Source organism: Paracoccus sp. NBH48 (assembly GCF_015390265.1).
Lineage (GTDB): Bacteria > Pseudomonadota > Alphaproteobacteria > Rhodobacterales > Rhodobacteraceae > Paracoccus > Paracoccus marcusii.
The window spans coordinates 160001-176081 of record NZ_VUOJ01000001.1; the positions used below are offsets into that span (position 1 = coordinate 160001).

At 60.0% G+C, this 16081-nt stretch carries 6 protein-coding genes, 1 tRNA gene and 2 rRNA genes (1 of these 9 only partly in view); 4 read left to right on the forward strand and 5 right to left on the reverse strand.

Translation table 11 applies throughout. The features are described from left to right. From F1642_RS00795 to F1642_RS00805, 3 genes are all read left to right on the forward strand, one after another. A 23S ribosomal RNA gene (locus tag F1642_RS00795) occupies nucleotides 1-925 on the forward strand; it begins 1908 nt to the left of the window's first position. 96 nt (nucleotides 926-1021) lie between these two features. After that, nucleotides 1022-1136, forward strand: a 5S ribosomal RNA gene (rrf, locus tag F1642_RS00800). 61 nt (nucleotides 1137-1197) lie between these two features. After that, nucleotides 1198-1274 (forward strand) — tRNA-Met (locus tag F1642_RS00805). 188 nt (nucleotides 1275-1462) lie between these two features. On the opposite strand, the gene F1642_RS00810 is transcribed toward F1642_RS00805, so the two are convergent. The 5 genes from F1642_RS00810 to F1642_RS00830 all read right to left on the reverse strand — a co-directional run bounded on the left by F1642_RS00810 (nucleotide 1463) and on the right by F1642_RS00830 (nucleotide 9184). Beyond that, entirely contained in the window at nucleotides 1463-2782 is a 1320-nt protein-coding gene (locus F1642_RS00810) for an McrC family protein (RefSeq protein WP_206692628.1), read from the reverse strand. A 31-nt stretch (nucleotides 2783-2813) separates the two neighbouring features. After that, nucleotides 2814-5330 carry an AAA family ATPase gene (locus F1642_RS00815; protein WP_046000898.1) on the reverse strand — a complete coding sequence of 839 codons (2517 nt, stop codon included), beginning with the start codon at nucleotides 5328-5330 and terminating at the stop codon, nucleotides 2814-2816. Nucleotides 5331-5601: 271 nt separating this feature from the next. Then, a protein-coding gene (locus F1642_RS00820; protein WP_139599857.1) for an IS3 family transposase occupies nucleotides 5602-6689 on the reverse strand; the annotation gives its coding sequence in 2 pieces (ribosomal slippage) (nucleotides 5602-6440 and nucleotides 6440-6689; 1089 coding nt in all). 229 nt (nucleotides 6690-6918) lie between these two features. After that, nucleotides 6919-7716 (reverse strand): response regulator transcription factor, encoded by a 798-nt coding sequence (locus tag F1642_RS00825; RefSeq protein ID WP_194885208.1) that lies wholly within the window; start codon nucleotides 7714-7716, stop codon nucleotides 6919-6921. Next, the gene (locus F1642_RS00830; protein ID WP_194885209.1) at nucleotides 7709-9184 is read right to left on the reverse strand and encodes a sensor histidine kinase; all 1476 of its coding nucleotides are present in this window, start codon (nucleotides 9182-9184) and stop codon (nucleotides 7709-7711) included. The genes F1642_RS00825 and F1642_RS00830 overlap by 8 nt, the downstream gene beginning before the upstream one ends. Before the next feature lie 416 nt (nucleotides 9185-9600). On the opposite strand from F1642_RS00830, the gene F1642_RS00835 reads away from it, so the two are divergent. Then, a complete protein-coding gene (locus F1642_RS00835; protein WP_194885210.1) occupies nucleotides 9601-15936 on the forward strand; it encodes a peroxidase family protein in 6336 nt (2111 codons plus the stop codon). The last annotated feature ends 145 nt before the right edge of the window (nucleotides 15937-16081 follow it).

The following is a 16081-nucleotide window of genomic DNA, read 5'->3' on the forward strand; positions in this document are numbered from 1 at the left end:
TGCACGAATGGCGTAACGACTTCCCCGCTGTCTCAAATGTGGACTCAGCGAAATTGAATTGTCTGTGAAGATGCAGACTTCCCGCGGTTAGACGGAAAGACCCCATGCACCTTTACTACAACTTCGCACTGGCATCAGGATTGCGATGTGCAGGATAGGCGGTAGGCTTTGAAGCGGGGACGCTAGTCCTCGTGGAGCCATCCTTGAGATACCGCCCTTCGCACTCTTGATGTCTAACCGCGGCCCGTTATCCGGGTCCGGGACCCTGCGTGGTGGGTAGTTTGACTGGGGCGGTCGCCTCCCAAACAGTAACGGAGGCGCGCGAAGGTTGGCTCAGACCGGTCGGAAATCGGTCGTTGAGTGCAATGGCAGAAGCCAGCCTGACTGCAAGACTGACAAGTCGAGCAGAGACGAAAGTCGGCCATAGTGATCCGGTGGTCCCGAGTGGAAGGGCCATCGCTCAACGGATAAAAGGTACGCTGGGGATAACAGGCTGATGATGCCCAAGAGTCCATATCGACGGCATCGTTTGGCACCTCGATGTCGGCTCATCTCATCCTGGGGCTGGAGCAGGTCCCAAGGGTACGGCTGTTCGCCGTTTAAAGAGGTACGTGAGCTGGGTTTAGAACGTCGTGAGACAGTTCGGTCCCTATCTGCCGTGGGTGTTGGAGACTTGAGAGGAGCTGCCCCTAGTACGAGAGGACCGGGGTGGACGTTCCACTGGTGGACCAGTTGTCGTGCCAACGGCAGTGCTGGGTAGCTATGAACGGACAGGATAAACGCTGAAGGCATCTAAGCGTGAAGCCCCCCTCAAAACAAGGTCTCCCTTGAGAGCCGTGGAAGACCACCACGTCGATAGGCCGGAGATGTAAGTGCAGCAATGCATTCAGTTGACCGGTACTAATGGCTCGATAGGCTTGATTTGATCCGGAAGAAGCAGGATTACCCTCCTTCCTCCAAAGCATCCTTGGACAATATCAGACCCCTCAAAAGGGTCCGACGCTGAGCGTTTCTTTCCTGGTCTGGTGGCCCTAGCGCGAGCAAAACACCCGATCCCATCCCGAACTCGGCCGTTAAGTGCCGCTGCGCCGATGGTACTGCGTCTTAAGACGTGGGAGAGTAGGTCACCGCCAGACCTGGTAAGAAACGCAATATCTCTCTGATACGATAATACAAACCCGATCAGGACAACCTTGGCGCGGGGTAGAGCAGCCCGGTAGCTCGTCAGGCTCATAACCTGAAGGTCACAGGTTCAAATCCTGTCCCCGCAACCAATATTACCAATAACTACAATGCATTACGCCTCGCGTTCCGCGGGGCTTTTGCTGTCCAAATTCCAGGTCAACAATAGGTCAACAAAACAACCCAAACTGCGTGCGAATCCAGCACCTTAGTAGCCAAACCCGCACTCAACCGCGTGAAACCGGTGAGAGTTCGTGTTCAACAGGGCAGATGCGGAAATTCACGCAAATTCGGCGAACAGGGTGTCGAGCGTCCCGCAGGCCCCAGATGGCGGAAGGATCAAAACTCGCTGCTGCAAGCAGAAAGGCAGCACCCAAAGGCGCAGCCCATTGGACTTGGGAAACTCGAAAACAGGCAGCGCCTGGCTAAAAGCTTCTGTCTTTGGATAGACGAGGACAATGTCGCCATGGCCATCTAGATAGCTCTGTCCATAAGCATAAAGCTGATAGAAATCTACCTGACTCAGCCCATACTTGTCCGTTCCATTGCTCTTCTTCTTGATGTCCAGCAGCTTCCATTTCGTATCCAGGACAAGACAGTTTGAGCCCGAAGCCTTCACCAGGAAATCTGGCTTCAGACGGAACCAGTTTTGTTCAAGATGTCTCACGAGCGAAAAGGTCTTTACCTGTGGTTTCAGATGGAAAGGGGAAGAAAGCTGTCGTTTTAAATGCTTGGCGACAAAGGCCTCAAAAACTGCCTCCATTGGAAATAGCAATGATGGCGATCGGTGCCCGCCGGTTCCGGTCAAAGGCGACTCGTGCTCTAGGATCAACCTTGCCCAGGCTAGGGCGTCCGAATAGTGAGCCATGCCGCGATCCAGGCGCACCCGTAGCAAATCGACCGACGGACGTTCGGAGATTGGCACATCGACAAACACAAAGCATAGTTCTCGTGCGAGCCGCTCGTTCGTCTGTGATCCTGTCCATGACAGAACCTGACGTAACGCAGCATGCAGAAGCCGGTTTTCCGCGCGATCCGGAGAGAAATCGTCGAATTCGGCAAAGAAGCGATCTCCTCGGCAAAGATTCTGCCGCAAGTGTGCTGCCATCTGCAGTTTGCCATGTAGCGCAAACATATTGTCTTGCAGGGCACTATAGTCACTGCGCAAGCCGCGTTTGACGATCTGCTCAACACTGCCAAGAAACGCTTCGATGAAAACCTCAAGCAAGGGCATTCGCGTGGCAGCTAGCTTGGCGCTGTCGGTTTGAATGTGCCGAAAGCCACCAAGGCAACGCAGCATCTCAATCAACAATTGCCTTGCTTGAACATCCCCACCTTCAGTGAGCTTGCCAACTTTCGGCAACACCTCGATCTGATAGCCGTCTGGAGCTCGAATGACTCCAACAAAGCTGGTGACCTGGATAGCGCGTTGACCGCGCTTTTGCGTTAGCCGCAACCAAGCGTGAGTTCCTGTGTCAGTAGCGGCCAATGCCTGCGCCTCAAGCCACTCAAATACGCTGAAAGGAACTTTACGTAGTTCTTCCGATTCCTCAGCGCCGCTGTCTTGAGACACCAAGGCGCCGAATTCGTAGATTGTCACTCCACCCATTTGTGCGTCCCGATCCGAACCATCAGGAATGCGATTTGTAGATGCCGATATAGGCCATGGGCTGTCTGAAAGCCGACTCTTGCAGGATATAGCGCTGCCGTGTCGCGTAACTGTCTAGGCCATGATCGTTGCCGAACAGCTCAGACAAATCCTGATCGTGGTCGGCAGTTTCGCGGATGAATTGATCCGCTGCGTTGGCTTTCTGATTGTCGGCCAACACAAGTCGAATTTTACGCCAGTCCTCGAAGAAATACTCCTCCAAAAGTGGCAAGATACGATTGCGAAATATCGCTGCCAGCGTCTGGAAGCGATCCGCGTCGCTTTGTAACTTCACGAGCCCGGTGAAATAGGCGTGACCAATGCAATGATCACGATCATACAATGCCTCAATACGATCATTGATACGCTCGAGCATCAGGCGCACGTCGATCACGCCAGCCTCGGTCTTGACGACAAGCCCAGCGAGTGGTGCGCTGTCTGGCTCGGCCGGAATTTTCTCTGCACGAGTGTCTGGCATCAGCGGGACGAAATCGAAACGACGGCGCAAAGCCGTATCAAGTAGGGCCAGTGATCGATCCGCCGTGTTCATCGTGCCGATGATATCCACGTTGGCGGGTACAGAAAATTTCTCGCCGGAATAAGCCAAGGTAATTTCGGCCGACGGGGGGCTACCATCAAGGCGGTCCCTCTTGTCTCCTTCGATCAATGTGATCATCTCGCCGAATATCTTGCTAATATTGCCTCGATTGATTTCATCAATGACCATTGCCCAACGTTGATCCGGCGCCTGTCGGGCTTTGCGGCACAGCTCCTTGAATGCCCCCGGACGGATCTCATAGGCTACTTCGCCTTCTTCGGCATCGCCTGCCAGAACTGGCCGTAGACCTTCGACGAATTCCTCATAACCATAGGACTGGTGAAAGGTGACGAAACTGTAACGCTGAACAGTGGCATCGTCCTTTGGCCCAGCTTTCAGCTCATCTACCAGGTCACGCAGCTCAGCACCGATTTCGTCCCAGTCACCGGCAAACCGCCAAATGGAACCTGCTGATTTGTCAAAGATGGCGGGACCAAGCCGTAGCTTAAGGTTGACTGTGGTGGAATCTAGGATGGTATGGTTTTGAAGCGTTCCCCACAGCGTCTGATTTATGCCGCTGACACGGCTTTTGGCGCTAGCGATAGCCTGGATGAAGCGATGCGCAGCCAAATCCGGCACCTTTGCTTTGCCACCCAGGTCGTACAACGCTGCTGCCAAACCTTCCCACCACGTGAGCGCCGCGATTTTTTCGGAAATAATCTGATTGCGCCATGCATCGGCAGATATCGATTCGGCTTGTTGTTCATAGTCGCTCTTCAGTAATTGGGTCAGCGCGTAGGTTTTCCCGGTGCCGGGCGGTCCGTAATAGATGCGATTAACGCAGGCGGCGACAGGTTCGCTGGCCAGAACTTTTGTCGGAACGGCCTGAAATGAAGGTTCTTGATCGTTTCCGAAGTTGTTTGGCTCTATAGGCTCACCTGACAGCGCCGCCAACTCGGCCAAATCCATATCGAAGAACGGTTGAAGCAAGGCTGCCTCAAACTCTGGCAGATCATGCGTGCCTACAAGTTTGAAAGTGGAGCGATAGTTTGGCGTCCAGCCCTTTTGACTGCCTTCATACTTACCATCCTTGACTGCCTTTTTAAGTACGCGATAGTGACGCTGAAGCCAGCCATCGCCTTTTTCACACGGTTCGGCTTCGGACGTAAATTGGCCAATCAGAACGACTTTTTCATTGCCGTGGCACAGATAGAACAAGGAACCTACCTCAGCTTTCTGAAACTCTTTTCCCTGACCTTTTTCAGTTTCGCCATGCATGACACCAAGGTTTTTTTCGAGGTAGGTTTCTCGCTCCTGAGGTGAAAAGTCCTTTACACCATGCGAAAGCTTCCAGATCTTGAGGAGTTTTTTGCTCACTGTTTCCCAGACTTCTTGCGCAAATTCCAGAATGCCAAGATCGGAAGGGCGTTTGGCAATTACTGCGTTCTGCAAAGTGGCCATATTGGATTTCGCTGTGTCGCCTAAGAAGGTGGCGAGCCAATCGCGTTTGAAAATATGCACCAGTACCGGCGCCTGCCGGTCTTGATAGTGAAAGGCGATCTTCCACTTGAAGGCCTCACCTAAATGTTCGAATGCTTCGATAGCGTCAAGGTCGCCCTCTGATGCAAGCTGCGCGACCTGCACAACATGTCCACGCACCTTCTCGAAGGCTTCATCCGCTGTGTCGCCAAGGGTTGAATACCAGCCGTAATCGTCAGAATAGCTAAGTTTGGCGTTGGACGGCTTGCTTTCAGTGCTTTTGCGAGAGAAGACCCCAAACTTGAACGCTGACCCGCCCCAGATACTGCCCATCTTGTCTAAGCGCGACTCGATCCAATAGGTGAAGCTGTCCTGCGAACCAGCTTGGGTATATTCGTCGATTGTCATCGAGGCCAAGCGCGACGCTGGCCAAACACTCAAGAATTCATCCCAGAGGGCGTACTGTTGCTGGAAGTCGGGCATTCGGAAAACAACTCGCTTTTGGGTGGATGGTTTGGACAATATTGATTTGACAGGTTTCCAGTTGAATCGACAGCATTTTCATGCTTTTGGGATCGTGACCAAGTGTGAGACAAACATGACATTTGGTCACGAACGTTCCCGGATCTCATCGTACCCGCTTGTCCGCAACTGACCAAATCACCGAACCAATGGTCAGCAAAGCTCCTATTACTGGCTCAATGTCAGATGCTTCGGCAATCCTCCCCGTTTTAACGGGGTTTGGTCGTAGAACTCACGCAGCCATTTTCAGTTTCTGTGCGGGTGTTATGCCGCCGATGCCCATGTTGGGTCGCTCGTTGTTGTAAGTCCAGAGCCAGTCGGTTGCGATACTCTGTGCCTCCGCGATGGTTTCAAAAATGTAGAGGTCGAGCCATTCATGGCGGACGGTGCGGTTGTAGCGCTCGACGTAAGCGTTCTGCTGCGGTTTGCCGGGCTGGATGTGGGTCAGGACAATGCCCTGCTTTGCGGCCCAGATTGCCAAGGTTGCGCTGATGTATTCCGGGCCGTTGTCGACCCTGATGGCCATGGGCTTGCCGCGCCACTCGATGATCTGGTTCAGCGCCCGAACCACGCGCTCGGCCGGAAGCGAAAAGTCGACCTCAATGCCCAGACCCTCGCGGTTGAAGTCGTCGAGCACGTTCAGCAGCCGGAATTGGCGACCATCGGCCAGACGGTCGGCCATGAAGTCCATGGACCACACGAGGTTCGGCGCGTCTGGAACCGAGAGCACGTCCGGCTTGTGCCGCTTGATGCGCCGCCTTGGCTTGATCCGCAGGTTCAGTTCCAGTTCGCAGTAGATCCGGCGAACGCGCTTGTGGTTCCAGGCATGGCCACGGACATTGCGCAGATACAGGAAGCATAGGCCGAAGCCCCAGGTTCTGTGCGCCTTGGTCAGGCCCTCAAGAAGATCCGCGATGGTCTCGTTCTCGGCACAGCGCTTCGGGCTGTAACGAAAGCACGTCTCGCTGACCCCAAATGTGCGGCAGGCCAGCGCAATGCTGACCCCCTTCGTTGCCACCGCCCTCGCGGCCAACTCGCGGCGTTGAGCTGGCCGCGTCACTTTTTTCCCAAAGCTTCCTTGAGCAGGTCGGCCTGCATGCTCAGGTCCGCGAACATGCGCTTCAGCCGCCGGTTTTCATCCTCCAGCGCCTTCATCTGGCTCATCATGGACGCATCCATACCGCCATACTTCGCCCGCCATTTGTAAAAGCTCGCGCTGCTGATCCCATGCTCTCGGCACAGCTCCGGCACCGCAACACCGCCTTCGGCCTGGCGCAGCACAGCCATGATCTGCGGCTCGGTAAATCGGGTCTTTCTCATTCGAATCTCCTCAGCTCACGCTACGAGAAAATTCTACGAATAAACCCCCTTAACGATGGGGAGGATTACCAGCCGACCACAGCTTCGGATAAACTTCTGTGATCACGGTTGCACCGGGTGCTGGATCCCACCCGTCAAAGGGTCAGAAGTGCAGGTGGGGCCGCGCGTGCCGAAGGTGCCGCAGCCAAGGAATGCCGGCATGGGTAATATGGCCTGTTCTTGGTAGCGGTCACGAGAGCCGCGTTCTCTGCCTCGGTCCGCGCCAAGGCCTTGCGGGAGGGGCGTTCGATTGCAAAAACCGGGGGCTGTTTCTCTCTCTTGGCGTGGATGACTTCACCGTGCCGCATTTCGAGAGCAGTTGATGCTCAGCATCCGGTTCTGGGTGACATGAGTGGGTATGTTGTACGCGTGCATCGCCAGTTTCCGTGCGGTTTCGGACATCAAGCTTGCGGAAGATGTTTGTCAGATAATGCTTCACCGTCTTTTCGCTGAGGTTAAGTGACCGGCCGATCTCCTTGTTGCAGCAACCCCGGCGGATCAGGACATATATCTCTCCTTCGCGCTTGCTCAGGATGCTGGCATCTGCCTCGATCTCCAGCGCCGGTGCGGCTCCCCACGACCCCAAGACGCGCGCTGCCAGATGCGGGGTGATATGGCCGATGCCATTGACGAGTCGGTTCAGAACATGAAACAGCTCGTCACCGCTGATCCCTTTGAGGACGTAGCCGGCGGCGCCCAAGCGCATCGCTTCCATCACGTCCTGTGGCCGCTCTGATATCGTCAGGATCAGGATGCGGGTTTGGGACCCGGCATGGGTGATGGCCCGAATGGCCTCGATGCCCGAACCGGGGATCTCGAGGTCGAGGATCAGGATGTCGGGGGCGTCACGCCGAACTAGGTCGATCGCGTCCGCGGCGGAATGGCCCGCACCGGTCACGCGAAATCCGCCAAAGCTCCCGATCACCTGGATCAATCCCTCTCGAACGATGGGATGGTCGTCGACGACGGCAACGCTGATCTCACTCATGGCTATGCTCCATGCTGTACTCGTGAAAGCTGGCCCGGATTTCCATGCGGTGGTGTTCCAGATCCAGAACCTGAAAGATGCCCCCCAGATTCTCGATGCGATGCCGCAGATTGCGCAGGCCCATCGGCTGGCGGGTGACATCACGGCATGCGTCCTGACCGTGACGGGCGTCGTTGCTGACCGCGATGACCAGGGTGCCGTGATCGACGTACAGATGCACCTGTTGATCCCGTCCCCCCGCATGCTTGAAGGCGTTGTGCAGCCCCTCCTGCACGACACGGCAGATGGCGACCTTGACGGGCAGGCTTGGCTCCGGCAGGCGGTCCGCCAGAACGGTGCGGACTTCCGTCGAGGTTCGGCGCCGATGGTCCTCAACAAGGGCGGAAACCGCGTCCGCCAGGGGCAGTTCGGCGACCGGTCTCTGGCTGGTGCCGCTCAGCAGGGCCTGGACCTCGCTCATAGCCTCTTCGAGGATAAGCCGAACGCTTTGCACCCCGTCTTCCTGCGGTCCGCTTGAAGGCGGCGCGGACTTCATGCGCAGCAGGGCAACGGTAAGCAATTGGCCGATCCCGTCATGGATGTCCGAATTGATCTGACGAAGCTGCGCCTTCTGCTCCTCCTGCAGGCGGATGGTGCGTTGATGGATCCTGGCCTGTGTCTCCCTTGTTCGGTCAAGCAGCAGGACCAGGTCGGCCATCCGTGCGCTCAGATCGGTGCGCTGCCGCAGGATCACCGCATCGCCATAACGAAGGATCATGACCAGGATGGCGACGAACATGGCCCCGATGACGGTCAACAGTCCCCAGGTCTGCCAGCGGGCGCGGGTCAGTGCGTCCGAAACGACGGCCGCGTTCTGATAGTACTCCGCCACCGCGACGATCCGGTTGAGCGAACGGATGCGGATCGGGACATAGATCTCGAACTGCTGGGGGCCCGTGGTGGTGCTGGGCCAGCCGGATTCCACGTGGAAGGTGTCGCCGACCGATACTGATATCTCTCCTGCAAGCGCGGTTGCCAGCTCGTCGCTGACGGGCTGCGCGGAGCCCGTCAGGCCGGGGCGCGATGCGTAAAGAATGGTGCCTTGGGCATTCCATATCTTCATTTCGGAAATGCCGAGCGCATCAGAGATGTCATGAAAATACGTATCGATGACACCGATAAGTTCCGGCGACAGCGTATCCGCCGCCAGATCCTCGGCATGCCGCTTTAGCATAGATCCAAGCACGGTCGCAGCGCGATGCCCGACCTCCGTCTCGACGGTCTGCTGCAGGCGCGATGCCGTCCAGACGCCCAGAATGGCCAGCCCCACGACGATGATCAGCGCGCAGCTGGACAGATGGCGCCGCAACAGACCCAGGCCCTGCCAGACAGGCCGAGAGCGCGTTTCCGGCGAGAGGAGAGGAGCGTCAGACATGCCGGTCAAACCACCCACCACGAGTTTCGGGATATGCCGTCGGATGTAGTCCACAAGGTAGCATATGCCCCCTCGTTCACATAGGCGTTATCAGTTCCGATCCGGTCCTATTGCGATGTTCCGTATGATTTCGGTGCCTGAAAACAGCGGGCCGAAGAATCGCCATCTTCCTGAAGTTGCATGGCAATCTGCGCGCCCACACCGGGCGTTGTGCCAAGGCCCGTGTGATCCATCCGGCGATTCGTCGGTCGCAGACGCCATGGCGACGAAAGTCGCCATTGCTGGGGACCTAACGCCGTATTGGGGACGGCCCGTCTTGGCGTAACCTGTCGACATGGGCCGCCGTCCCGATACCGGGGGTGGACCACGTATCTTGTAAATGGCTTGCGCCGACGTGAACGCCTCTCCGCCCATGGTGAGGGAGATCACCCTGTCATGCGCCGGCCTCTGGTCACGTCAGGGAGATGATCATGGCAACGAGCTTTCATGTGAACGTGCATGACCTGAGCTTCATTCTGAAGCAGATCCAGGTTTCCGAACTCCAGGCATCGACGCCGGGCATGACGACCGTGGAGGCGATCCAGGCGGTCTACGGCGTCAGCGCCGCGGATGCGGCCCTGATGCCGGTGGGCCTGCGGACCGTGGACGGCAGCGACAACAGCCTGTTGCCCGGAACCGAGAGCAACGGGGCAGGGGACACGCCCTTTCCGCGCCTGTTGGACCCGGTCTATTCGAACGAGGGTGACGAAAACCCGTTCTTTGGAATCTCGAACACGAACTACGGGAACAGCGGCAATGTCGTGGACAGCGATCCGCGCACGATCTCAAACCTGATCGTGGACCAGACGCCCGCCAATGTCGCGGCCATCTATGCGGCGTTGAAGGCCGTGGGAACGACGGGCGTCGATGCGAATACCGCCGTCGCCGCGATCACGGTGGCCTACCAGGCGACGCTGAACGCCAAGGGGGCCGACGCCGCCGTGGAGGCCGCCGAAACAGCGTTGAGCGCCGAGACCGCGGACCATGGCGCGGCCGTCGCAGCCTTCAACGCCGCGGAGCTGCGCGTGGCACATTTCACCTCGGCCGGTCCGCTGGCGGAGGTTGCGGCGGAGGCCGCCGACGCGGCCAGCGACGCGCTGACGGTACTTGTCGCCGACGTGGAGGGCGGAAACGACGTCACTGGATCTCTTGCCACGGCCTTGGCTGCCGCCGTCACCGCCAAAGAGGCTGCGGATGCGGTGACGACCGCCTTGGGCGGTGATGCCGTTCCCGCCGCTCAGGCGGTGGCCGACGCTGCTCAACAACTGCTGGAGTTTCTGGACACCGCCGCCCAGAGCCTTCCCATTGATGAGGCGGCGCTGGTCGAAGCTGTAGAGGCCTTCGGGGCGGTGCTGGGATCGGACGGCCATGCCGCCGACAGCATGGACGCGATCCAGGCCGGACTGGCCTCGGCAGAGGATCAGGCCGACGCCGCCGCGACGGTGCGAGACGCCGCGCAGGCCGACCTTGCCGAGGCGCAGGCGGATTACAATACCGCGGTGCAGCAGGCGCAGACTGCCGGAACACCCGCCCAGACCGCGGACTTCCTAGCGGACACCTTGGAGGATTACGGGCTGGCCACCGGTCCGGAGGGGGGCCTGATCATCGACCATGTGTCGCCCGATGTCGGCCTGACTGCGCCCTTCAACAGCTTCATGACCATCTTCGGCCAGTTCTTCGACCATGGTCTGGACCTTGTGAACAAGGGCGGCAACGGCACTGTCTTCATTCCGCTGCAGGCCGATGACCCACTGATTGCCGGCGCCGACCAGATTTTCGGCACGGGCGACGATCTTCCCGCAAGCCTGCGGTTCATGGCGCTGACCCGGGCCACCCCGGTCCTGGACGAGAACGGGGTGGAGCAGCACGTCAATGCCACGACGTCTTTCGTCGACCAGAACCAGACCTATACTTCGCACGCCTCGCATCAGGTGTTCCTGAGAGAGCAGGTCCGCGTCGAGATCGATGGGGTGACCAAGGCCTATTCCACGGGCCACCTGCTGGACGCGTCGAGCGAGACCGGCTCTCTGGACGGTGCGGTGGGGACGTGGGCCGACGTCAAGGCGCAGGCGCTGTCGGTCCTGGGCATCCGCCTGGAGGACATGGACGTCCACCGGGTGCCGCTGTTGGCGACCGATGCCTATGGTAACCTGATCACCGGGCCGAACGGCTATGCCCAGATGGTCATGGCACCCGACGCCACCCATTCCGGCCCCTGGCTGCGCGAGGGCACCGCCGAAGGGATCACGACGCAGGGCAGCATCGCGGCCGGTCCGGCCTTCCTGGTGGACATCGCCCACCATGCGGCGCCTAGCAGCACGACGACGGCTGACGGGGACAGCGTCACGGGCGATGACAACAACGCCCAGACCTATGACGACGAAATGCTGGATCTGCACATCGTGTCGGGCGACGGGCGCGGCAACGAGAACATCGCCCTTCAGTCGATCCACTCGATCTTCCATTCGGAACACAACCGCATGGTCGATGAGAACAAGCACACCATCCTGGATTCGGGTGACGTGTCATTCATCAACGAATGGCTGCTGGTACCGCTGGCCCAAGGCACGGACCTGACCACGGTCGACCCGGCCGATCTGGTGTGGAATGGTGAACGCCTGTTCCAGGCTGCGCGGTTCACGACCGAGATGCAGTACCAGCACATGGTGTTCGAGGAATTCGCCCGTCGCATACAGCCCGGGATCGATCCGTTCGTCTTCACCAATTCCGCCGATATCGATCCCTCGATCATGGCCGAGTTCGCGCATGCGGTCTATCGCTTTGGCCATTCGATGCTGACAGACACCGTGGACCGGCTGGACGCCCAGCTGATGCCGGTGAACGGTGATGCTGAACAGATGTCGCTGATCGAAGCGTTCCTGAACCCAGAAGCCTTCACCGGGTCAGGCAGTTCGCTGGACGAGGCGCAGGCGGCGTTCATCCGGGGCCTGACCTCGGATGTGGGCAGTGAGATCGACGAGTTCATCGTCCCCGCCCTGCGCAGCAACCTGCTGGGTCTTCCTCTGGATCTTGCCGCGCTGAACATCGCGCGGGCACGCGATACCGGCGTCCCGTCGCTGAACGAGACGCGGGCCCAGCTCTACAACGACTTCGGCCTGCCGGACCTGAAGCCCTATGCCAGCTGGACCGATTTCACGCAGTATCTGAAGAACCCGTTCTCGATCGCGAACTTCATCGCGGCTTATGGAAACCATGCGTCGATCACCTCGGCCACGACCCTCGCCGACAAGCGCGAGGCTGCCACCATGCTGCTGTTCGGCGACGGCACCAACAGCGATGGCGTGACGATACGCGGCGTGACCTACACGAACGAGGATCGGCTGAACTTCCTCAACGGGCGGGGCGGCTACGGCGCCGGCAACGACCGGGGCGGGCTGGACAATGTCGACCTGTGGATCGGCGGCCTGGCCGAGAAGGTGACCGAGTTCGGCGGCATGCTGGGCACCACCTTCGGCTTCATCTTCGAATACCAGATGGAGCAGCTGCAGAATGGCGACCGGTTCTATTACCTGTCGCGCACGCAGGGTCTGAACCTGCTTGACGCGCTTGAGGCGAACACCTTCGCCGACATCGTCATGCGCAACTCGGCGCTGAGCGGCGATTATGCCACGCATATCAACGCGAACCTGTTCCTGACCCCGGACATGATACTGGAGCTGGACCGTGCCATCGCACAGCGCGACTACAACGGCGCGGGTGCTGGCCGCGATCCGGTCTGGGACGACCCGATCATTCAGAGCCTCGACCCCAAGGTGATCCGGGTGGATTCCGGTGTCACCGACGCGAACGGCCATCAGGTCGGCGGAGAGCTGCATTTCCGCGGCGGTGAACATGTCGTCCTGGGCGGGACCGAGGGTGACGACTACATCAAGTCGGATCTGGGTGACGACGCGCTGTGGGGCGATGGCGGCAACGATTACCTGAACGGCGGGGCAGGGGCCGACCAGGTCTTCGGCGGCAACGGTGACGACATCATCGAGGACACGTTCGGCGACAACTTCCTGCGCGGCGAACGGGGCAACGACGTCGTCTCGTCGTCCCGGGGCATCAACCTGCTGTTCGGCGGCGAGGGGCGGGACGCGCTGCTGGTCGGTCAGGACGCGGGCGAGGCCTTCGGTGGCGAGGGCGACGACTTCATCCTGGGCGGTTCCGGCGGGGACAACCTGCTGGGTAACGAAGGCAACGACTGGATCGAGGGCGGAGAGGGATTCGACGTCATCTCGGGCGACAATTCGGAACTGTTCTTCAACTCGACCATCATCGGCCATGATGTGGCCTGGGGCCAGGGCAACGACCAGGACTACGATCTTGAATCGGGCGACGACATCGCCCTGTCCGGGATCGGCGTCCAGCGCTTCGAGGGCATGTTCGGCTTTGACTGGGCCAGCGCGAAATACGACGTGGCCGGTGTGAACTGGGACTTCAACATCCCGATCTTCACATCGGCGCCTGCGGACATCCTGCGTGACCGCTTTGACCTGATGGAGGGTATGTCGGGCTGGATCCACAACGACACACTGCTTGGCGACAACCGTGGCGGGACCGTGGGCGACACGGATGCGGCGGGCAGCTTTGACGACCACGTTTTGACCGCGGCGGGCATCGACCGCATCAACGGGCTGCGCAACTGGTTCGACGGCGCGCTGGAGACCCTTGGCGGACCGGGAGCCACAAGCTTCCGGGACGGTAACCTGATCATGGGTGGCGCCGGGTCCGATCGCATGATGGGGCGCGGCGGCTTCGACGTCATCGACGGCGACGCCTGGCTTAATGTCCGCATCCGCATCGTGGTCGACGGAACCGTGTATTCCGCGGAATCGCTGAACAGCTCTCAGGCGGCCGCCGGACCGTATGCGGGCAGGGTCTATGCGATGGGTGCCGACGGGCGGCCGGACTTCTCTGCGCAGGCCTTTGGGGGGCGGTCGCTGACCTCGCTGCTGCTGGACCGTACGATCAACCCCGGCGACATGTCCATCGTCCGCGAGATCGTGACGGCGGCACCTGGCACGGCCCGTGACAGGGCGGTCTTTGCAGGCGCGCTGGACGAATACGAGATCGAGGGGCGCGGCACGCAGTTGCCGGGAAGCACGTTGATCCAGGCGGCGCGTGACATGAACGGCGACGGCTTCATCTCTGTCCGCGACCTGGGCGGGGACGGGCGCGCGGCCTTCGATGATATCGATCTGATCCGCAACGTCGAGGATCTGGAATTCACCGATCAGGTCATCGCCATCGACACGCCCATCGGCATCAACGTGAACCTGGCGCTGGACGTCGATGGCGCCCCTGCGGCCTTGCCGGCCATCGGTGCCACCATCGGCCGCATCACCGCCGAAGGCGTCCCCGGCACCTTTGCCCTGGGTGCCGGCAGCAGTCCCCTGTTCGGCGTTGCAGCCGACGGGACGCTTGCCGTGACCGGCACGCTTGGCCTCAATCAGACGCACCAGCTGGATCTGACCTTTGCGACGTCGGGGGTCAGCAGGACGGAACGCCTGCAGGTCCTGACCGGCAGCAACGCGGCCAATACCATGGCAGGATGGGCCGGGGACGACCTGATGTACGGCCTGGCCGGAACGGATGTCCTGACGGGAGGCACGGGGGACGACGTCCTGTTCGGACAGGCCGGAAACGATCAGCTGACCGGCGGCGCTGGGCGCGACATCCTGATCGGCGGGCGCAACAACGACCAGGTTCAGGGCGGCGCGGGGGACGACCTGATCCTCTTTGCATGGGGTGACGGGAATGATGCGGTCGATGGCGGCGATGGCACCGACCGGATGCGCATCTCTGGCACCGCCGCGAACGAGACCCTGACTGCAACCTGGAACGGTGCCGCGCTGACTGCGCTGACCGGGTTCACCGCGATCACCTCAGTCGAACAGGTCCACGTCGATCTTGCGGGCAGTGCGGACCGGCTGGTCTATGCTGCCGGATCGGCCGGCGTCGTCGTCGACCTGGGCGCGGGGACGGCGTCGGGCTTTGCCTCGGTTGCCAACATCGCCTCCGTTCAGGGCGGGAACGGTGCCGATGTCCTGACCGGGAACGATCAGGCCAACACGCTGAACGGTGGGGGTGGAAACGACTTCTTCGTGGCGAGGGCCGATGATGCCAGCGACCTCTACACCGGTGCAGCAGGCTTCGACACGCTGGACCTGTCCGCCTATTCCGGCGACCTGTCGGTCGATATTTCCTTTGCCACGGCGACGATCCTAGGAACGGGCACGACGGCAGCGCTGTCCGACCGCGTCCAGTCGGTCGAGGCCCTGATCCTGGGCGGTGGCGCGGACATCGCCTTCGGCAGTGCAGGGGCCAACCACCTATGGGGCGGCGACGGTGACGACACGCTCAGCGGCGTGAACGGCAACGACACACTGGAGGGTGATGCGGGCAACGACATGCTGATCGGCGGCGCGGGTTTGGACGTCCTTGTCGGCGGGCTGGGCGATGACGTCTTCGTCTTCGCGACACCCGCCCACAGCACGCTGGCGGCGTCGGACGTGATCATGGACTTCGGTCAGGCGGGATCGGCGGGCGGCGATGTCATCGACATCGGCGACATGGCAGGGCTGGCCTTCCAGTTCGTGGGATCGGGGGGCTTCGCATCCGGCGGGACCAATCAGGTGCGCGTCTTCAACAACGGGACGGACACGTTCGTTCAGATCGACACGGACACCGACGTCGCAGCCGAAGCCCAGATCCGCATCCTTGGCATCCACGACCTGGCGGCATCGGACTTCATCCTGTGATGGCTGATCCAGACTGAGAAGCTTCACGACCGGCTGGCAAGGAGGTTCCGATGCCAGCCGGTTTCCCAATGTCACAGGAGAAGCTTGCTCATTTGCCGCAGAGGGGCATTTCTCCAGCGAATTGAACCTATATGCTTATCAGGAA

Bases quoted from the DNA above. Each gene is read 5' to 3' on its own strand.
- F1642_RS00815 (WP_046000898.1), bottom strand. From the start codon at position 5,330: ATGCCCGACTTCCAGCAACAGTACGCCCTCTGGGATGAATTCTTGAGT.
- F1642_RS00825 (WP_194885208.1), bottom strand. From the start codon at position 7,716: ATGAGTGAGATCAGCGTTGCCGTCGTCGACGACCATCCCATCGTTCGA.
- F1642_RS00835 (WP_194885210.1), top strand. From the start codon at position 9,601: ATGGCAACGAGCTTTCATGTGAACGTGCATGACCTGAGCTTCATTCTG.